At 36.6% G+C, this 18437-nt stretch carries 19 protein-coding genes; 10 read left to right on the top strand and 9 right to left on the bottom strand.

Annotated features, from left to right (window positions below; genetic code table 11):
- Positions 1 to 2: 2 nt before the first annotated feature.
- The 5 genes from EOD40_RS07820 to EOD40_RS07840 all read right to left on the bottom strand — a co-directional run bounded on the left by EOD40_RS07820 (position 3) and on the right by EOD40_RS07840 (position 5550).
- Entirely contained in the window at positions 3 to 968 is a 966-nt protein-coding gene (locus EOD40_RS07820; protein WP_128194324.1) for a DUF438 domain-containing protein, read from the bottom strand.
- Positions 969 to 975: 7 nt separating this feature from the next.
- Positions 976 to 2751: a nitric oxide reductase activation protein NorD gene (locus tag EOD40_RS07825; protein ID WP_128194325.1), complete on the bottom strand. Its 1776-nt coding sequence runs from the start codon at positions 2749 to 2751 to the stop codon at positions 976 to 978.
- 114 nt (positions 2752 to 2865) lie between these two features.
- Positions 2866 to 3657, bottom strand: a complete 792-nt coding sequence (locus tag EOD40_RS07830) for a CbbQ/NirQ/NorQ/GpvN family protein (RefSeq protein WP_128194326.1) — start codon at positions 3655 to 3657, stop codon at positions 2866 to 2868.
- A gap of 110 nt (positions 3658 to 3767) precedes the next feature.
- Entirely contained in the window at positions 3768 to 5102 is a 1335-nt protein-coding gene (locus EOD40_RS07835; RefSeq protein WP_128194327.1) for a cbb3-type cytochrome c oxidase subunit I, read from the bottom strand.
- A 13-nt stretch (positions 5103 to 5115) separates the two neighbouring features.
- Positions 5116 to 5550: a c-type cytochrome gene (locus EOD40_RS07840; RefSeq protein ID WP_128194328.1), complete on the bottom strand. Its 435-nt coding sequence runs from the start codon at positions 5548 to 5550 to the stop codon at positions 5116 to 5118.
- A 293-nt stretch (positions 5551 to 5843) separates the two neighbouring features.
- Here EOD40_RS07840 and ric point away from each other — a divergent pair, with 293 nt between their 5' ends.
- From ric to EOD40_RS07885, 9 genes are all read left to right on the top strand, one after another.
- On the top strand, positions 5844 to 6572 hold the full coding sequence (gene ric, locus EOD40_RS07845; protein WP_128194329.1) for an iron-sulfur cluster repair di-iron protein: 729 nt from the start codon (positions 5844 to 5846) through the stop codon (positions 6570 to 6572).
- A 37-nt stretch (positions 6573 to 6609) separates the two neighbouring features.
- Positions 6610 to 8700, top strand: coding sequence for a ribonucleoside triphosphate reductase (locus EOD40_RS07850; RefSeq protein ID WP_128194330.1), 2091 nt, complete (start codon positions 6610 to 6612; stop codon positions 8698 to 8700).
- Between the two features lie 75 nt (positions 8701 to 8775).
- A complete protein-coding gene (gene nrdD / locus EOD40_RS07855) occupies positions 8776 to 8940 on the top strand; it encodes an anaerobic ribonucleoside-triphosphate reductase (RefSeq protein ID WP_128194331.1) in 165 nt (54 codons plus the stop codon).
- Positions 8924 to 9613, top strand: a complete 690-nt coding sequence (locus EOD40_RS07860) for an anaerobic ribonucleoside-triphosphate reductase activating protein (protein ID WP_128194332.1) — start codon at positions 8924 to 8926, stop codon at positions 9611 to 9613. Before nrdD ends, EOD40_RS07860 begins: the two co-directional genes overlap by 17 nt.
- Positions 9614 to 9615: 2 nt before the next feature.
- Positions 9616 to 10833: a hypothetical protein gene (locus tag EOD40_RS07865; protein ID WP_128194333.1), complete on the top strand. Its 1218-nt coding sequence runs from the start codon at positions 9616 to 9618 to the stop codon at positions 10831 to 10833.
- Between the two features lie 53 nt (positions 10834 to 10886).
- Positions 10887 to 11321: an RrF2 family transcriptional regulator gene (locus EOD40_RS07870; RefSeq protein WP_128194334.1), complete on the top strand. Its 435-nt coding sequence runs from the start codon at positions 10887 to 10889 to the stop codon at positions 11319 to 11321.
- A gap of 82 nt (positions 11322 to 11403) precedes the next feature.
- Positions 11404 to 12348 (top strand): quinolinate synthase NadA, encoded by a 945-nt coding sequence (gene nadA / locus EOD40_RS07875; RefSeq protein ID WP_128194335.1) that lies wholly within the window; start codon positions 11404 to 11406, stop codon positions 12346 to 12348.
- The gene (gene nadB, locus EOD40_RS07880; protein WP_128194336.1) at positions 12349 to 13899 is read left to right on the top strand and encodes an L-aspartate oxidase; all 1551 of its coding nucleotides are present in this window, start codon (positions 12349 to 12351) and stop codon (positions 13897 to 13899) included.
- A gap of 139 nt (positions 13900 to 14038) precedes the next feature.
- The gene (locus EOD40_RS07885) at positions 14039 to 14488 is read left to right on the top strand and encodes a hypothetical protein (RefSeq protein ID WP_128194337.1); all 450 of its coding nucleotides are present in this window, start codon (positions 14039 to 14041) and stop codon (positions 14486 to 14488) included.
- Between the two features lie 47 nt (positions 14489 to 14535).
- Here the strand turns inward: EOD40_RS07885 and hemL are convergent, their stop codons facing one another.
- The 4 genes from hemL to EOD40_RS07905 form a co-directional block, all read right to left on the bottom strand.
- Positions 14536 to 15822 (bottom strand): glutamate-1-semialdehyde 2,1-aminomutase, encoded by a 1287-nt coding sequence (gene hemL / locus EOD40_RS07890; protein WP_128194338.1) that lies wholly within the window; start codon positions 15820 to 15822, stop codon positions 14536 to 14538.
- Between the two features lie 93 nt (positions 15823 to 15915).
- Positions 15916 to 16746, bottom strand: coding sequence for a glucosaminidase domain-containing protein (locus EOD40_RS07895; protein WP_128194339.1), 831 nt, complete (start codon positions 16744 to 16746; stop codon positions 15916 to 15918).
- Positions 16739 to 17635: a 1-aminocyclopropane-1-carboxylate deaminase/D-cysteine desulfhydrase gene (locus tag EOD40_RS07900; RefSeq protein WP_128194340.1), complete on the bottom strand. Its 897-nt coding sequence runs from the start codon at positions 17633 to 17635 to the stop codon at positions 16739 to 16741. The genes EOD40_RS07895 and EOD40_RS07900 overlap by 8 nt, the downstream gene beginning before the upstream one ends.
- Before the next feature lie 149 nt (positions 17636 to 17784).
- Positions 17785 to 18123, bottom strand: coding sequence for a hypothetical protein (locus tag EOD40_RS07905; protein WP_128194341.1), 339 nt, complete (start codon positions 18121 to 18123; stop codon positions 17785 to 17787).
- Between the two features lie 76 nt (positions 18124 to 18199).
- On the opposite strand from EOD40_RS07905, the gene EOD40_RS07910 reads away from it, so the two are divergent.
- On the top strand, positions 18200 to 18379 hold the full coding sequence (locus EOD40_RS07910) for a DUF5522 domain-containing protein (RefSeq protein WP_128194342.1): 180 nt from the start codon (positions 18200 to 18202) through the stop codon (positions 18377 to 18379).
- Positions 18380 to 18437 lie beyond the last annotated feature (58 nt).

Raw genomic sequence — 18437 nt, forward strand, 5'->3', positions numbered from 1 at the left:
ATCTATTCCCAATCCAGTAATCGTTTTTCGCCTTCAATTTTCTTGATATCGGTAATATCCTGTGACATTTCGATTACGCCTTTGTAGTTTTTGTTGGCATCACGAACAGCGAAATAGCGAATGTAAATCAGCCTTTCCTTGTAGTTAATCCAAAAGGAGGATTCGTTTTTAGTCCCTTTTCTAAATTCGTCCAGGATTCTGAGAACGGTTCCAACGCTTTTGGGCGGATGACAAAATTTAACTTCACGCCCAATGATTCCGGCACTTCTGGGAAAAACGCGTTCTTCTCCACGATTATAAAAAATAACTCTGTCGTTTTCATCCACATAAGTCAAATCCAGCGGAATGGTTTTAAAAAGCAAATTCACCTGCTCCACCGTCATATAGCCTTCATCATAATGGGAAGTGTTTTCCAAAGAAAAGGTCAGTTCTCTCGGAGTAACATCTTCAGCCGGATGAACGTATTCAATAGCCGGAAACGGAGCCGGAGTATTGGGCAACATCCAGCCAATTTCTTCCTCACCGACACGCATTTTTATCCAGTCTTCTTCGGAAAGTAAATCCAAAGCATTGGGAAACAAAACCGTTTCTTCCACATGCATCAAGCGATAAATCCCATCAACCAAAAATGGAGTGTTTGTACTTATTTTTTCGGGATTTTGAGTTTTAAGATAATAGCGAATCAAACGAAATTGTTCTCTCAAATTATCATGAAAAGACCACATGCCCTGTGATGGTCCCACCCAGTTTTTCTTTTCCAAAAACGGAAAAAGCTGGTTTTCTTTTCGGGCAAACCGTTTTTCAATCATGTACAATTCATTAAATACATTCGTGTATTTTTGAAAATCTTCTTCAGGATTTGTGTTTGATAATTCTTCTAAAAGAGAATGAATCAAATCATTTTCCTGAAAATATACCCTGATAGGGTGCCCTTCGGGAAGTCTTGTGGTATTGGAATCAGTGTTCATTGTACTATTATTTTTGATGTTTAATTTTTTCATACAATCGCACTAACGATTGCAATAATTCAACAGGGGTGGTTAAAATCTGATAGTGATTCTGCCCAAACATTTGCGGCAAATAATATTTCGCTTCGGCCTCAATGGCCAACGCATAGGAATTGATATTCTTTGAATTAAGTTCGCGAAGTGCCTGTTTCACATCGTTAATACCGTAGTTGCCTTCGTATTTGTCGTAATCATTCGGCTTTCCGTCAGAAATCAGGATTACCCATTTATTTTTGGTATTTCTTTTGTCAAGTCGGGCACCGGCATGGCGCAGAGCTGCCCCGATTCGGGTATAACCGCTAGGCTCAACAGCTCCGATTTTATGTTTGCCAATATTCCAATTTTCATCAAAATCCTTAATGGTCAAATAGGTCGAATAATTTCGGGTTTTCGAATAAAAACTGTCAATCGAAAAATCGATATTGAACTCGTTCAGGATTTCCCCAAAAAGAATTGAAACCTCTTTCTCCACATCAATCACCCGGTTTCCTGCGGCATATCCATCGCTGGAAAGGCTGATATCCAACAGAATCAGAATAGATAAATCTTTTTCTTTTTTACGGTTCGAAATATAAATTTTGTCCGAAGGCGTTCTTCGGGAATGCACATCGACATACAAATCGGTAATGGCATCAATATCAAATTCGTCGCCTTGGGTCTGGCGTTTTTGCTGTTGCATTTTGTTATTGACATTGGTCAACATTTTGCGCAAGCCCATCAAAGTCGAAGAATTTTTTGTGATTGTCTTTTTATAGTAATCCGAATCGGTTTTTTGCTGTGATTTGGGATAGACTTTACAAAAATTCTCTTTGTAAATCCCTTTGCTGCAATCCCATTCGCTATAGGTCAAATGAAAACCTTTGGCATCCACTTCGGCACTTTCGGAGATAGAAGTGTTCTCGATAAAATCAGCCTGATAAACCGAATGAGCCGTATCATCCACGCGAACGGTGAATTTCATATTCAGCTCTTCCAAGGCTTCCTGATGGTCTTCCAATTCGTCTGAACCATCAAAATCACGCCAGGTTCCGTTGAACTCCTCAGCCGTTTCCACTTTTTCAAAATTATGCAGCAAGACATAATCCTCCTGCTGTTTTTTATCCAATTCCACCGTTTTAACTTCTTCAACAGCAGTTGCTTTTAAAGTAGTTACAGGCTGGTTTTCGATTCCTTTTTTGGTCTTATCCGAGAAATTTTCGAGCACCGTTTCGGGATTTTGTTCTACCTCATTTTGCATCCATTTACCGTAAAGCCAGGAAAAATCAGGAGCTTTTTTTTCAGTCGCTTGCTGAATAAAATGTTCTCTGGCCTGGGCATGAAAGTTTTCGTCAAGAGCATAATCTTCGAATACAATTTTCAAAATCGCATTAGAAGTTTCTAATGCTTTTTGCTGTGAAAGCTCCAATGACGGTTCTTTTTCTTCAGAAGTCCAATTGAGATTCAAGCGTTGTTGCACGCTTAAAAACAATATCCGAAAAAGATAAAAAGTATGATTTTCTTCTTTGGTAGCTAATTCGGCAAAGGAAATCGGAAGGAAAAAATTATTGTTTTTATAGCCTCCTTCGCGTTCGGCTGGAAAAATTTCGATAGGATTGCCTGTTAAAGCCCTGGCCAAAATAGTCAGTCGCGGTTTTATTTCACTAAGCCTAACAGTTCTCACCAGAATTTCGGGATGTACTTTTCTACTTTTTTTTAAGTGTTTAAAGAATTTCCCAACTAAATATTCATCTATTTCGAAACCCATATTTTTCTAGTGTTCAGTTTTTAGTAATCAGTATGCAGTAATTTTTAGTGTGCAGTGAATAGGTCAATTTTAATCCCAACAAAAACTGAACACTAAAAATCTGACCACTGTTTTCTATATCATCAAATTGCACAAATCTTTGAGTGCTTCCAACGTTTGCAAGTCATCCGTCAGAGGTTCTACAATTGCCACATGAACAGACAAACGTTTCGGTAATCCGCTGTGGATGATTTTCGCGGTATCTACCAGCAGTCGTGTAGAAACGGTTTCGGTCAATCCCAATTCGGTCAGGTTTCGGATTTTATTTCCAATGGCCACCAGTTTTTTAGCCGTATCCTGATCGATATCGGTTTCATTAACCAAAATCTCGGTTTCAATTTTGGGTTCGGGATAATCAAACGACATCGCAATAAAACGTTGACGTGTGGAAGGTTTCAGTTCTTTAAAACCTCTTTGATAACCCGGATTGAAAGAAGCCACCAGCATGAAATCCTCGTGTGCTTTTATGGTTTCTCCCAGTTTATCAATAAACAATTCGCGTCTATGATCGGTCAGGGAGTGAATAGTGACAATCACATCGGGACGAGCTTCGGCTATCTCATCCAGATAGATAATTGCTCCTTCTTTTACGGCAGTGGTCAACGGACCGTCCAACCAGACGGTTTCGGCTCCTTTGATGATAAACCTACCTATTAAATCCGTAGAAGAGGTTTCTTCATGACAGCTGATAGTGATGATTTTCTTGTCCAATTGATGCGCCATAAATTCCACAAATCGGGATTTCCCGGTTCCGGTTGGCCCTTTTAATAAAAAAGGAATTTTGTTTTTATATGCTTGGTTAAAAACATCTATCTCTTTGCCAACAGCATGATAATAGGGCGTATTTATTAAAGTTTCTACTAACATATTTTTAAAATTTTAGAAAAAAACCGGAACGTCAAACCATTGTCTTTCTGGAAATGCAGTTCTAAAAAACGCTCGTTATCGTTCCGGTCAAAAAAAAGGGATTTGGTTAGTTATTTTAGTTCTATGGCTTCATCCGAAGGACAGCCGTATTTGAAGAAATCATAAATAAAGAGGCTTATTCCGAGAGTAAACATCGTAGCGCAAATAAGCAGTACTACAAAATGGATACTGATTTCGTTTTGAACGGCCATAAATTCCATTTTCATTTTGCGTTCCAAATAAACCTGGGCCACACCTGCAACCCCAAAGGCTACAGTCATTCCAAGCATTCCGATATTGGACAACCAGAAAGCCATCATCCCCTGTGTACTTTCGAAACGTTTACGTCCGGTAACATTTGGCAGTGCATAGCTGATCATCGCCAAAACAATCATCGCATAGGCACCCCAAAAGGCGTAATGGCCGTGCATGGCGGTAACCAAAGTTCCGTGTGTGTACAAATTGGTTTGTGGCAAAGTGTGTGCAAACCCCAATAATCCGGCTCCAACAAAAGAAACGATAGACGAACCGATAGTCCAGAATAAGGCAATTTTGTTAGGATGGCTTTTTTCGCCTTTACGGTACATGTTTACGGCAAACAATGCCATCGCCAAGAAAGCCAAAGGTTCTAAGGCAGAGAAAATTCCACCTACTATGAGCCAAATTTTATTCACCCCGATAAAATAGTAGTGATGTCCTGTTCCCAACACTCCGGATAGGAAAGTCAGACCAACAATCACGTACAACCATTTCTCGATTACTTCTCTGTCAACACCCGTTAATTTGATTAACAGGAACGAAAGAATACCTCCCATGATTAATTCCCAAACTCCTTCAACCCAAAGGTGTACTACCCACCAACGGAAAAATGAATCCATTACCTGGCTGTCGAACCAAATCATTCCCGGCAGGTACAACAAGGCGGCAAACAACAATCCCATGGATAAAACCAAGGCTGTGGTTGTCTGGCGTTTTCCTTTGAATAACGTTCCCAGAATTAATCCCAGAAACAGCAATACATTAATCACTACCAGAAAGTCTAATTCTCTGGGAATCTCCAAAAATTTTCGACCTTCCCAATGGTTGAAGTGAAAGCCAACAATGGCTACAACTCCTACCACCGCTAAGGATATGAGCTGAATGTACGCCCATTTGACGCTGATTAATTCTCGTTGGGCCTCTTCGGGAATAATATAATAGGCGGATCCCATAAAACCGGTCAATAACCAAACCACCAACAAATTGGTATGTACGGCACGAGCCGTATTAAAAGGAATAATGTCATGTAATCCTTGTATTCCTATACGGTCGAAGCCCATGATAAAACCATAGATAATTTGCAATGAGAACAAAAGCATACATAATGCAAAAAACCAATAGGCAACTTTTTGTGATTTATATTTCATATCTGGATAATTTTTAATTATTTTCTTTGGCTAAAGGTGAAACGATACGGTCAAAACCATTTAAATCTATTTTTCCAACCCATTTAAAGTAGGCAACCAATGCATCGGCATCTTTTTCGTTCATGTGGTAAGCTACCATTTTTCGACCATTTGGTGCCCAGGGTACCGGCGACATTAAAGCTGCTTTGACATAACCTTCCCCTCTTCGGTCGATTACTTTTGTCAATTCGGGAGCATAATAACCTCCTTCTCCCATGATCGAATGACATCCCATACAGTTGTTAGTTTCCCAAAGTTCTTTTCCCCGTACTACCTTTTTGTCAATCTTAGTGTAGTTTGTTTGATCGTTTCTGGGCATAAAGGAATAAACGGTCAATCCTATAAAGATTAAAAAAGTGACCAATGTCCCACCCAAAAAAAATGCTCTTGCCTGTGATTTTGAAAGCATACTTAATTAGTTTTTTTAGTTAATAAATGAGATTTTTTAAATAAAAGATAAAAACATCCTTTATTTAATACTGCAAAGAAAAGATTGATATGAAATATAGAATATGATTTAAATCATATTCTATATTTTTTATTATCCCTAAAATTACATTCACAAATAAGAGCAACTAATCGAAGCTCATTTCACTGATTACAAATTATTTAAAAAACAAAAATTTACGAAAATTAATTTAGGATAATTTTGTCCTTTTCTAAAAGAGATTATTTAATTTTTAAACTTAAAAAACAACAATTATGGAAACATTAGAAAAAAAAACAATTGGAGAATATGTAGCAAAAGATTTTAGAACAGCCGCTATTTTTTCAAAATACGGAATTGATTTTTGTTGCAAAGGCAACCGAACTATCGAACAAGCCTGTGAAAAAAAATTCATTGATGCGAATGAAATACAAGAAGAAATTAACGCTGTTTTGGCCACAAAAAACGACAATACCATCGACTTCCAATCCTGGCCTTTGGATTTATTGGTGGACTATATTGAGAAAACCCATCACCGTTATGTGGAAGACAAAACCCAAATCTTACTTCCTTTCCTGGACAAATTGTGCAGGGTACACGGAGCAAGTCATCCCGAACTTTTCGAAATCAACGAACTTTTCATAGGCTGTGCGGGAGAACTGGCGCAACACATGAAAAAAGAAGAACTGATTTTGTTTCCTTTCATCAAAAAATTGGTCAAAGCCAGTCTTAGCGATGAACTGATTCAGCAACCGCATTTTGGGACGGTAGAAAACCCGATTGCCATGATGATGCACGAGCACGATGCCGAAGGAGAGCGTTTCCGCAAAATTGACGGATTGACCAATAATTATACACCACCGGCAGATGCTTGTAACACATACAAAGTAACCTTTGCCATGCTTCAGGAATTCGAGCAGGATTTACACAAACACATCCATCTGGAAAACAACATTTTGTTTCCCAAAGCAGTCGCATTGGAGAAAAAATTCTCAGAACAATAATAAAATCAACTCATCAAAACTAAAATCATCAAATGCTATGGAAAAATATGTTATCAAAAGAAACGGCGAATACAAACCCTTTGAGAGTTTCAAAATAAAGGATGCCATTAAAAAAAGTTTCAACAGTGTCAGTGTAGCATTTGATGAAAATATTTTCAAAACCATTTTGCAAGGCTTGGAAGGCAAAGAAACCTGGGCGGTAGAGGAAATTCAGGATTTGATTGAGAAAACGCTTTTCGAGAAACAATATTTTGAAGTCATGCGTTCGTTTATGTTGTTTCGACATACCCGTAAACTGCAACGCGAACATATTGATGGTTTAAATGAGGACACCACTTATGTCGACAGCACCCAAACTATCGAAGAATACATAGAACAAACCGATTGGCGCATCAATGCCAATGCGAATACCTCCTACTCTAATGCCGGTTTGGTCAACAATGTGGCAGGAAAAATCATTGCCAATTACTGGCTGGATAAAGTTTATACCAAAGAAGAAGGCTATGCGCACCGCAATGGCGACATCCATATTCACGACTTAGACTGCTTGACGGGCTATTGCGCCGGCTGGAGTTTGCGCGTATTGCTCAACGAAGGTTTCAATGGCGTTCGCGGACGTGTAGAAAGCAAAGCCCCTTCTCATTTCAGGGAAGCCTTGGGACAAATGGCTAATTTTCTTGGAATTTTGCAGAGCGAATGGGCCGGAGCACAGGCCTTCAGTTCGTTTGACACCTATCTGGCGCCTTATGTTTTCAAAGATAATTTATCGTTTGATGATGTGCTGAAAGCGGTTCGCAGTTTTGTTTACAACCTGAATGTTCCGGCCCGTTGGGGACAATCGCCTTTTACCAATATCACTTTGGACTGGGTCGTGCCCGAAGATTTGAAAACACAGATTCCGACGAAAAATGACCTACACTTTTTTGAAGCTAATTTTGAATATGATTTATTAATAAGAGCCAAAGAAAGAGGAGTCAACAAACTGACCGATTTGCGTTACGAACATTTTCAACCCGAAATGAACCTCATCAACAAGGCTTATTACACCGTAATGACCGAAGGTGATGCGAATGGACAGCCATTTACGTTCCCGATTCCAACGGTGAATATCACCGAAGAATTTGACTGGAACGGAGAAAATACCGAATTGCTTTTTGAAAATACAGCCAAGATTGGATCTTCCTATTTCCAGAATTTCATTGGGAGTCAATATGTTTTAGATGAAAATGGCAATAAAGAAGAAAATCCAAATGCGTATAAACCCAATGCCGTACGTTCTATGTGCTGCCGTTTGCAACTGGATTTGCGCGAACTCTTAAAACGCGGCAACGGTCTTTTTGGAAGTGCCGAAATGACCGGAAGTATTGGAGTGGTAACCATCAACATGGCGCGTTTGGGGTATTTATACAAAGGAAACAAAACCGAATTGTTCAAACAATTAGACCGATTATTATCTATTTCCAAATCGACTCTGGAGAAAAAAAGAATCTTTATTCAGGAAATGTATAACCGTGGTTTGTACCCGTACACCAAACGTTATTTGCCCCATTTCAGAAATCACTTTTCTACCATTGGAGTAAACGGAATGAACGAGATGATTATCAATTTTACCGAAAACCAAAACGATATCACGACCGCATCCGGAATTGCATTTGCTTCTGAAATATTAGACCACATTCGCAACCGAATGAGAGAATTTCAGGAACAAACAGGAAATTTATACAATCTGGAAGCAACTCCTGCCGAGGGGACTACCTATCGTTTTGCCAAGGAAGACCGGAAACGCTTTGCCGATATTTATCAGGCAGGACAGGAAAATAACATCTATTATACCAACAGTTCCCAAATTCCGGTGAATCACACCGAAGATCCTTTTGAAGCCTTGTTTCTTCAGGACGAATTGCAATGCAAATACACCGGAGGAACGGTATTGCACTTGTACATGAGCGAAAGAATCAGCTCTCCGGAAGCCTGTAAAAAATTTGTCAAGAAAGTGATTAGCAATTTCAAATTGCCTTACATCACCGTAACGCCCGTGTTTAGTGTGTGTCCGGTACATGGCTATTTGAATGGCGAACACGAATATTGTCCAAAATGTGATGATCTTTTATTAATAGAAAAAAATTAAGAGTTAAGCGTCAGCTATCGAAAATTAGTAACCAACTCTTTTAGTCATAACTTTTAACACATAACTCCACAAAATATGAAAACAGCCACTAATCCCATTTTAGAAGAAAAACAACATTTGAGAACCAAATGCTTAGTGTACACCCGCGTCATGGGCTACCACCGACCTGTAGAGAGTTTCAACATTGGTAAAAAAGGCGAGCACAAACAACGCACCCATTTCAATGAAGAAAAATGTTAGTACCCCTATTTATAGCATAACCCCTTTTACGTTATTAGATTATGCGCATCAATCAGCCTGTATCCTTTGGTTTGCAGGCTGTAATATGCGTTGTCTCTACTGTTACAATCCTGAAATTGTATTGGGAAAAGGAAGCATTTCTTTCGAAAAAACACTTAGCTTTCTTCACTCCCGAAAAAAAGTATTAGACGGAGTGGTTTTCAGCGGTGGAGAATGTTTGTTACATAAAAACATCATAGAATTAATTGTTGAAGTCAAAAAAATGGGATTTTTAATCAAAATTGATACTAACGGTTCCCAACCCAAAGTATTAAAAACGCTGATTGAAAACCAATTAATTGATTATGTAGCTTTGGATTTTAAGGCTCTGCCCGGGTATTTTGAGAAAATAACCCAATCCACACTTTTTTCTCCTTTTGAAAAATCCTTACATTTATTGCTGGAAAGCCAGCTTCCGTTCGAAGTTCGTACCACTGTTCATTCTGAATTAATCAGAGAAAAAGACATTCAGCTAATGATTGCGTATTTAGAAAACAAAAAATATTCTGGTAATTATTACATCCAACATTTTGTAAATGGAGTTCAGACCTTGGGAAAAATGGAATATTCGAACAGAATGATAGAACAGCAAATGCTTTCGACAACAAAAATCAACGTCCATTTTAGAGGATAATTATGCAAAAATCCTGGCTTATCGCCTGCTTCATCAATTTTTTCATCGCAGCACTGATGGGATTACTGCTCCGATTGCTGTATGTTTTCCCTATTGAAATTGTAAATTATCAGTTTTTATTGCATGGCCATTCCCATGTGGCCATGCTAGGCTGGGTTTACCTGATGCTTTACAGCCTGATGGTTCATTTTTTTATTCCAAAAGAAAAACAACAAAAACCTGTTTACAACCGATTATTTTGGGTAACCGAAATAGCCGTTATCGGTATGATGTTCCGTTTTCCTGTTGAAGGATATGCTTTGTTTTCGATTGTCTTTTCAACCCTACATATTTTTTGCAGTTACTATTTCTGCCGATTAGTATGGAAAGACGCCCATACCGATTCGCTTCCGGAAAAGCTATTATTGCGAACCGCATTATTTTTCATGATTTTATCGACTTTTGGTGTTTGGTGTTTGGGACCTGCAGTTGGCTTACTGGGTAAAGCGAGTGCTTTTTACCAAATTGCCATTCAATTTTTCCTGCATTTCCAATTCAACGGTTGGTTTCTTTTTACAGTTTTAGCCTTATTTTTTCATCAATTAAAAGTCAATATTGATGAAAAACAATTCCGATTGTTCTATAATTTATTGGTCGCAGCCACAATTTTAACCCTGGCTTTGCCTGTTAGTTGGTATCTTCCTAATCCTGTTTTTCATTGGATTAACAGCATCGGAGTTCTATTGCAATTGCTTTCTTTTATAATCTGTATTCAAATAATCCGGCCTCATTTTCAAACTTTTTTCTCCACATTAAGACCTATTGAAAAACTGGTTTATGGCTTTGCGTTGACATCATTATTCTTAAAAGTTATCATTCAATTAGTGGTTTTAATTCCCGAATTTGCCCAAATCTCACATCAGATTAGAAACCTTGTCATTGGCTATATCCATTTGACGATGTTGGGAATTATCACCGGTTTTTTGTTTGCTTTCCTATTAAAAAATTCTTTCTTAAACAAAGAAAACAACTGGGTTAAATATGGAATGAAATTGTTTATAATGAGTTTTATCCTCACCGAATTGACTCTCTTTTTTCAGGGTATTTATTTCGTTTTAGCCAAAGAACAACTTCCCATGTACTACCAAAATCTTTTTATAACTAGTATTTTCCTACCAATAGCCATTTTAATGATTATTTTCAGCCTTTTTAAAGGCATAATTAAATCACATAAATACTGAAATTTGAGTCGAATAATAACGCTTATTTTCTATAAATTTGTAAAAAACTAATTATGTTCTCTAAAACCTGCGAATATGGGATTCGAGCGACTATTTTCATTGCATCCGAATCTTATCAAAACAATAGAGTCGGACTAAAAGATATTGCCAAAAAGATAGATTCTCCAGAGGCTTTTACTGCCAAAATTTTGCAGATTTTATCTAAAAACAATATTATCAATTCTATCAAAGGTGTGGGTGGTGGATTTGAAATTCCAAAAGAAAAAATGAGTCAATTAAAATTGTCTCAAATTGTAACCGCATTAGAAGGTGATTCTGTTTTTACAGGATGTGGTTTGGGATTAAGCCATTGCTCTGAAACACACCCTTGTCCGGTACACGAAAAATTCAAATCAATCCGAAATGAATTGGCTTTTATGTTAGAAAACACTAATTTGGAGGAATTGGCAATGGGAATTAAATCAGGGGATACTTTTTTAAGGTATTAACTTTTTAAACTAAATTAGCTTTACAAAAACAAAACAACAAACAACAACATATTACAATTAAACACTTGTTATCAATATTAAAATGGATACAAACAAAATAAAAGATCTAAAAGAACAAATATTAAAATTAAAAAAAGAAAAAAATGCTGTTCTTTTAGCGCACTATTATCAGGAAAATGACATTCAGGATATCGCTGATTATGTAGGGGACAGCTTGGGATTATCACAAGAAGCAATGAAAGTGGATGCCAATATTATTCTTTTTGCAGGAGTCCATTTTATGGCAGAAACAGCCAAAATTTTAAATCCAAACAAAAAAGTAATCCTTCCTGATTTGAATGCAGGATGTTCATTGGCAGAATCTTGTCCTCCGGATTTATTTAAAAAATTCATTGACCAGCATCCTGACCATACCGTTATTACTTATGTGAATTGCTCTGCTGAGGTTAAAGCCTTAACTGACATTGTAGTTACTTCGGCTAATGCGGTAAAAATTGTAGAATCAATTCCAAAAGACAAGCCAATTATCTTTGCTCCTGATAAAAATTTAGGAAAATATGTGATGAGCAAAACAGGTCGTGATATGTTACTTTGGGATGGTTCTTGCGTAGTTCACGAAGCCTTTTCATTGGATAAATTAATTGAATTACACAAACAGCATCCTGACGCAAAAATTATTGCACACCCGGAATCTGAAACCCATATTTTAGCCACAGCCAGCTATATTGGTTCGACTTCAGGGATGATTGATTATGTAAAAAATAATCCTAACAATAAATTTATTGTGGCTACTGAATTTGGTATTTTGCACAAAATGCAACAAGAAGTACCTAATAAAATATTAATTCCAGCTCCGGCAAAAGAAGACAATACTTGTGCTTGCAGCGAATGTGGTTACATGAAAATGAATACCCTACAAAAAGTATACGACTGCTTAGTAAATGAAAGTCCTGAGGTTCACGTAGCAGAAGATATTATCCAAAAAGCATTAATTCCAATTGAGAGAATGCTTGAATTATCAAAATAAATGACAAATACCAATTACTTGATTATAGGTTCTGGTGTTGCCGGTTTGACATTTGCTCTTCGAATAGCAGAGCAATTTCCGAACAAAAAAGTAACCATCGTAACCAAAGCCAATGCTGACGAATCAAATACTAAATACGCCCAGGGCGGTATAGCCATTGTTACTGATAAAAACGAAGACTCGTACCAAAAACACATCGAAGATACTCTTATTTGTGGAGATGGATTGTGTGATGAAGCAGTAGTAAAAATGGTAGTTACCGAAGGTCCAAAGCGATTAAAAGAATTGATCGAATGGGGAGCGAAATTTGATAAAAATTCTGATGGTAATTTAAATTTAGGTAAAGAAGGAGGGCATTCTGAAAATCGTGTGGTGCATCATAAAGACCAAACGGGTCATGAAATAGAACGCGCTATTTTGATGCAAGTTTATCAAAAAGAAAACATTACTGTTCTGGATCATCATTTTGCTACCGATTTAATCACAGCTGAAAACTGCTGTTTAGGAGCTATTGTTTTGGATGAAAAGACAAAACAAATAAGTACTTATCTGTCTGATATTACACTACTGGCAACTGGCGGAATTGGACATCTTTACGGACATACTACAAATCCTGTAATAGCAACCGGGGACGGAATTGCCATGGCCTATCGTGCTCATGCCGATATTAAAGAAATGGAATTCATACAATTCCATCCTACTGCTTTTTATGAAGCATCTACAGGTTCGAAATTTTTGATTTCAGAAGCGGTTCGTGGTTTTGGTGCTTATTTACGCACTAAAAAAGGACATCGTTTCATGATTGATTATGATTCTCGGGAAGAATTAGCTTCAAGAGATATTGTATCCCAAAGTATTGATTTGGAACTAAAGAAATCAGGTGATGACTGCGTGTATTTAGACTGTACTCACCTTGATTTGGAAGCCTTTAAAAAGCACTTCCCAATGATTTACAATCATTGTCTAAAATCAGGAATTGATATTTCAAAAGACTGGATTCCGGTAGTACCTGCCCAACATTATCTTTGTGGGGGAATTGTGGTTGACACCAATGGAAAAACCTCTGTTACTAATTTATTTGCCTGTGGCGAATGCACACAAACCGGTTTGCATGGAGCTAACCGATTAGCGTCCAATTCATTATTAGAAGCTCTAGTCTATTCGAGTAGAATTTATGAATATTTAGCCAATCCTAACTTAAAAATAAAAATAGTAAAGAAGGAAATTCTGGAAAGCGACACCGCAAAAAAAACAGAAATTGATTCCAACTATCTTGATGTATTAAAAGCAAAACTGCAGCATTTAATGAGACAGAATGCGGGAATCGTCAGATATGATACGGATTTACTCAATGCCAAAGAACAGCTTTTGAAATGGAAAGAAGAAATAGAAAAAATTGGTAACACACACCAAATTAGTTCTTCTTATTATGAGTTATTAAATATGATCACTATTGGAACTTTAATTGTATCACAATCAATCGAAAGACAAGAAAATCGTGGTGGTTTTGTAAAATTTAAAGCTCCTTCATTTGCTAAAAAAAAATCCTAACTTGATTATTTTATTTATAAATTAGTAAATTCAAATTATTTGGATTAAAAAAATAAATGATATTTTTTCTGTTAATAATTAAACCTTTTATTCTGTTTATTGTCTTATAACCATAACTTTTAACATAAATCAAGAAAAAATGAAAAAATTAATTATTGCCGCATTATTAGTTGTTGGAGTATCTAGTTTTGCTCAAGACAACGCTGACCGACCACAAAGAGCTAACATGGGAAATATGACTCCTGAGCAGCGTACAGAACAACGTGTTGCAAGGATGACTAAAGATCTAAACCTGGATGCGAAACAACAAGAACAAGTAAAACAACTTTACGCTGACGAAGCTAAAAACAGAGAAGCTAAAATGGCTGAAATGAAAGACAAAAAAGGTCAAGGTAGAGAAATGATGGCTGAACAAAGAAAAGCCATGGAAGGAAAAATGGCCGCTATCTTAACTCCTGAGCAATTGGCAAAATGGAAAAGCAATCAAGAAAAAATGCAACAAAGAATGCAACAAAGAATGAGTGAAAGACAAGGTGGAGGAATGGGAGATGACAGACCACAAGGTGGTGGCGGTAATATGGAAAACTAAAAAAAAGCTTCGAGTAGTTCTCGAAGCTTTTTTTTGCTCTTTAAAAATTATAATGTTTTGGAAACTTTATCAATTGCATTGATTGTAAAGTCCAAATCTTCGTAACTCAAAGCATCGGTGATGAACCAGGTTTCATAAGCTGAAGGTGCAATGTAAATTCCTTCCTGCAATAATCCATGGAAGAATTTCTTGAAAGTTTCATTATCTCCCTTAGCAGCAGTTTGAAAATCAACAACGGGATTGGCATCAAAATGTACCGAAATCATAGAACCTACTCTATTGATAGTATAAACAACGTTATTGGCTTTTAATACCCTATGGATTCCTGCTTCTAAATAAGCGGTTTTTTCTTCTAATCTTTGAAAAATAGCCGCATCATTATTTAATGACTCCAGCATTGACAATCCAGCAGCCATCGCCAGTGGATTTCCTGATAAAGTTCCCGCCTGATAAACAGGACCAAGTGGAGCCAGATAATTCATGATTTCTTCACGGGCAGCAAATGCCCCTACCGGCAATCCACCACCAATTACTTTTCCGAAACAAACAATATCAGCATTGATGTTCAATAATTCCTGAGCACCACCTTTGGCTAATCGGAAACCAGTCATTACCTCATCAAAAATCAGTAAGATTCCGTTTTCAGAACACAATTGGCGTAAGCCTTCCAAGAAACCTTTAGTTGGTGGCACACACCCCATATTCCCAGCAACCGGTTCTACTATAATAGCTGCAATTTCGTTAGGATTGGCTTCAATTAAACTTTGTACATTTTCTAAATCATTGTATTTAGCTAACAAAGTATCCTTAGCAGTTCCCGCTGTAACACCCGGACTGTTTGGGGTTCCAAAAGTCATTGCACCACTTCCAGCCTGAATCAGGAAAGAATCAGAATGCCCGTGATAACAACCTGCAAATTTTATAATTTTATCTCTTTTAGTAAATCCACGAGCTAATCTTACTGCACTCATACAAGCTTCTGTACCTGAATTTACAAAACGGATTTTATCGATATTAGGAACCATCGAAACAGCTAAAGCAGCTATTTTAGTTTCTAATTCCGTTGGCATTCCAAAAGAAGTTCCAAGCTTGGCTTTCTCAGTTACCGCTTGAACTACTGGCTCATAAGCATGTCCCAGAATCATTGGTCCCCAGGAATTAATATAATCAATCAATCGGTTTCCATCTTCATCATACAAATAAGCACCTTTGGCTTGTTTTACAAAAATAGGCGTTCCTCCTACTGATTTGAATGCTCTAACTGGCGAATTTACTCCTCCCGGAATTACTTTTTCTGCTTCAGCAAATAGCTGACTACTTCTTTGGTATAACATTTTTAATTTTAGAATTTCGAGTTTAGAATTCAGTTTGCACCTTGATTTCTTATAAACTCATTAAAATATTTTTGAAACTTAATATTGATAAGACTAATTTATTTTCAGTTTTTGCCCCACAAAAAGGGTGCTGCTATCTGATAATTTATTCTTTTGTTTTAAATCGTCTACTAATACATTGTATTTCTTCGAAATAGAATACAAAGTATCTCCTTTTTGAACTTCATAAAAAGTATCGTTTCTGGAATCTCTGGCAACAATTCTTCTGTTTTGATTCTCAACAGGCACATAATTCCTCCCTAAAACCTGGGCATCATATTGCCCCAAATTATAACGTTCGATATAGGAAATCAATTTATCCGGATATTGGGAATCGGTAGCATAACCTGCATTTCTCAAGCCTTTTGCCCACGCCCTATAATCGTCTTTATCCAATTCAAACAGGCTGGCATATCTGCCCTTTCCCGTTAAAAACAAAGCGTGATCTCTATATGATTCGGATACTTTATTATATTTCCTAAAACATTCCTGACTGCTATCGTCATCATGGTTTACAGTATCTCCAGTCCAATCAGAATGGCATTTTATACCAAAATGATTATTGGCACTAACAGCTAAATCTCCCCTTCCTGCTCCCGATTCTAAAATTCCCTGAGCCAAAATAATACTGGCAGGAATTCCATACGTCTTCATATTACTCATTGCAATGTCTTTGTATTGCGACACATAATTGTTAACTATATCATTTGTAACCGACGTTCTCGAAGTCGATTGTATCACTTCATTTCGACTTTTGGTTTTCTTGTTTTTCTGGGAATAGGTATTTTTCGCACCCCCTTTTTTAGTTGTTACAATTGGAGATTTTGTAGCATGACAACTAATAAGAGTTAAGGCAATAAATAAAAGTAGACTTTTCTTAAACATTGATAGCTATTGTTGGTAATTGTTTATTTTTCAATTTAACATTCATCCCCCGAATTCCCTGAAGTCCTCCAGTATGAATGAGTAAAATATTAGAATGAGCCGGAAAATAATTCTTTTGTATCAAATCCATAACGCCAAAAACCATTTTCCCGGTATAAATAGGATCTAACGGAATTTGATTATCAGCATAAAACTGATTTATAAAACCTATCAAATCTTCCTTTACCTTGCCATATCCTCCAAAATGATAATCAGTTATTAACTCCCAATTTTCATTTTGCACAAAAATACGGATTTCATCTTGTAAAAAATCGCCTTTTAAAGCTGGAAATCCTAAAACTTTTTGATGCGGTAATGCGCTGTTAATAATTCCCGAAATGGTTCCACCCGTTCCTACCGCACAACAAATATAATCAAAGCCGCGGTCTTCCTCTGTTAAAATCTCTTCACAGCCTTTTATGGCCAGGGCATTTGTTCCGCCTTCAGGAATCAGAAAAAAATCACCAAACTTCAATTTTAATTCATCTAAAAAAGCTGCTTCATTTTTCAAACGATAGGCTTCACGGGAAACAAATTCAAATTGCATTCCGCATTCCTGGGCAAATTGCAAGGTGGGATTTGCTGCAATTTTATCTTTCAATTCATCGCCACGAATAATCCCGATAGACTGAAAACCATTTTCTTTTGCTGCAAAAGCAACTGCCGCAATATGATTTGAAAAAGCGCCTCCAAAAGTAAGCAGCGTCTTTTTATTTTCAGCTTTCGCCTGAAACAAATTGTACTTTAGCTTTCGAAACTTATTTCCCGAAACCACCGTATGAATTAAATCTTCCCTTTTGATGGTAACAGAAATAGAATTCGGAAATGATATTAGCAATTTTTGATTCAAAGCAATTATTTTTTTGACAAAGGTAAAACTTATAGTAATAAAAATAATGGAACTAGACGAAACTGATTTTTTAAAATCTTTGAACTTTAAAATCTTTGCGAAAAACTTTGCGCGCTCTGCGGTTAAAAAAAATAAAGCTATTTTTCTATTTATTTTGACTGAGATAAATACTTACAAAAACTAAAAAAACGTCTCTTTTTAAGATAATCCAAATTAGATTCATTCGTATAAGCCTCTCTTTCAAACGAAATGTTTCTATAGGCATGATTTTTGTTGCTGTATTTTAATAAGAGAACCAGATATTCCAGATAATACCAAATAAAAAAAGGAAGTATCAATAGTTCTAATTGTTGTCGTAAATGAATGCGTTCGTGATTGATAAAAACAGCATTTTCTTTATCAATACGATATTTTAGAAACACAAAGGGATAAGCCGCCATTCCGCGGAAACCCTTTGGTATTAAATACTTGTTAACAACAAAAAACATTGGCTCTTTAATTTATAAATTTGTATGAATTAGCTATTGTTTTAAAGATTACAAAGGCAAAAAATAAAATCTATATATGATTGAACAAAGTAATGAAAATAAATTAATTGAAGGCGAAGATTTCTATTATACTCCTGAAGGATACAAATGTTTTACCGAAAAGTATCATTTAAAAAGGGGCTATTGTTGTAAGAGTGGTTGCCGTCATTGTCCTTACGGATATGATAAAAAAACAGGAACAAATAAAAAAATATAAACAATTCGATTTAAATCTTTTTCTTTCGTTTATCGTATATAAAAACAGAACCCATTTT

This window comes from Flavobacterium sufflavum, assembly GCF_004016525.1.
Lineage (GTDB): Bacteria > Bacteroidota > Bacteroidia > Flavobacteriales > Flavobacteriaceae > Flavobacterium > Flavobacterium sufflavum.

What these genes read in the sequence shown, in the direction of transcription:
- EOD40_RS07860 (WP_128194332.1), top strand. Translation starts at nt 8,924, where the DNA reads ATGAAGAAAAATGTTAGTACCCCTATTTATAGCATAACCCCTTTTACG.
- EOD40_RS07850 (WP_128194330.1), top strand. Translation starts at nt 6,610, where the DNA reads ATGGAAAAATATGTTATCAAAAGAAACGGCGAATACAAACCCTTTGAG.
- EOD40_RS07905 (WP_128194341.1), bottom strand. Translation starts at nt 18,123, where the DNA reads ATGTTTTTTGTTGTTAACAAGTATTTAATACCAAAGGGTTTCCGCGGA.
- EOD40_RS07895 (WP_128194339.1), bottom strand. Translation starts at nt 16,746, where the DNA reads ATGTTTAAGAAAAGTCTACTTTTATTTATTGCCTTAACTCTTATTAGT.
- EOD40_RS07820 (WP_128194324.1), bottom strand. Translation starts at nt 968, where the DNA reads ATGAACACTGATTCCAATACCACAAGACTTCCCGAAGGGCACCCTATC.
- nrdD (WP_128194331.1), top strand. Translation starts at nt 8,776, where the DNA reads ATGAAAACAGCCACTAATCCCATTTTAGAAGAAAAACAACATTTGAGA.
- EOD40_RS07865 (WP_128194333.1), top strand. Translation starts at nt 9,616, where the DNA reads ATGCAAAAATCCTGGCTTATCGCCTGCTTCATCAATTTTTTCATCGCA.
- EOD40_RS07840 (WP_128194328.1), bottom strand. Translation starts at nt 5,550, where the DNA reads ATGCTTTCAAAATCACAGGCAAGAGCATTTTTTTTGGGTGGGACATTG.
- EOD40_RS07835 (WP_128194327.1), bottom strand. Translation starts at nt 5,102, where the DNA reads ATGAAATATAAATCACAAAAAGTTGCCTATTGGTTTTTTGCATTATGT.
- nadA (WP_128194335.1), top strand. Translation starts at nt 11,404, where the DNA reads ATGGATACAAACAAAATAAAAGATCTAAAAGAACAAATATTAAAATTA.
- EOD40_RS07825 (WP_128194325.1), bottom strand. Translation starts at nt 2,751, where the DNA reads ATGGGTTTCGAAATAGATGAATATTTAGTTGGGAAATTCTTTAAACAC.
- nadB (WP_128194336.1), top strand. Translation starts at nt 12,349, where the DNA reads ATGACAAATACCAATTACTTGATTATAGGTTCTGGTGTTGCCGGTTTG.
- hemL (WP_128194338.1), bottom strand. Translation starts at nt 15,822, where the DNA reads ATGTTATACCAAAGAAGTAGTCAGCTATTTGCTGAAGCAGAAAAAGTA.
- EOD40_RS07910 (WP_128194342.1), top strand. Translation starts at nt 18,200, where the DNA reads ATGATTGAACAAAGTAATGAAAATAAATTAATTGAAGGCGAAGATTTC.
- EOD40_RS07870 (WP_128194334.1), top strand. Translation starts at nt 10,887, where the DNA reads ATGTTCTCTAAAACCTGCGAATATGGGATTCGAGCGACTATTTTCATT.
- EOD40_RS07830 (WP_128194326.1), bottom strand. Translation starts at nt 3,657, where the DNA reads ATGTTAGTAGAAACTTTAATAAATACGCCCTATTATCATGCTGTTGGC.
- EOD40_RS07885 (WP_128194337.1), top strand. Translation starts at nt 14,039, where the DNA reads ATGAAAAAATTAATTATTGCCGCATTATTAGTTGTTGGAGTATCTAGT.
- ric (WP_128194329.1), top strand. Translation starts at nt 5,844, where the DNA reads ATGGAAACATTAGAAAAAAAAACAATTGGAGAATATGTAGCAAAAGAT.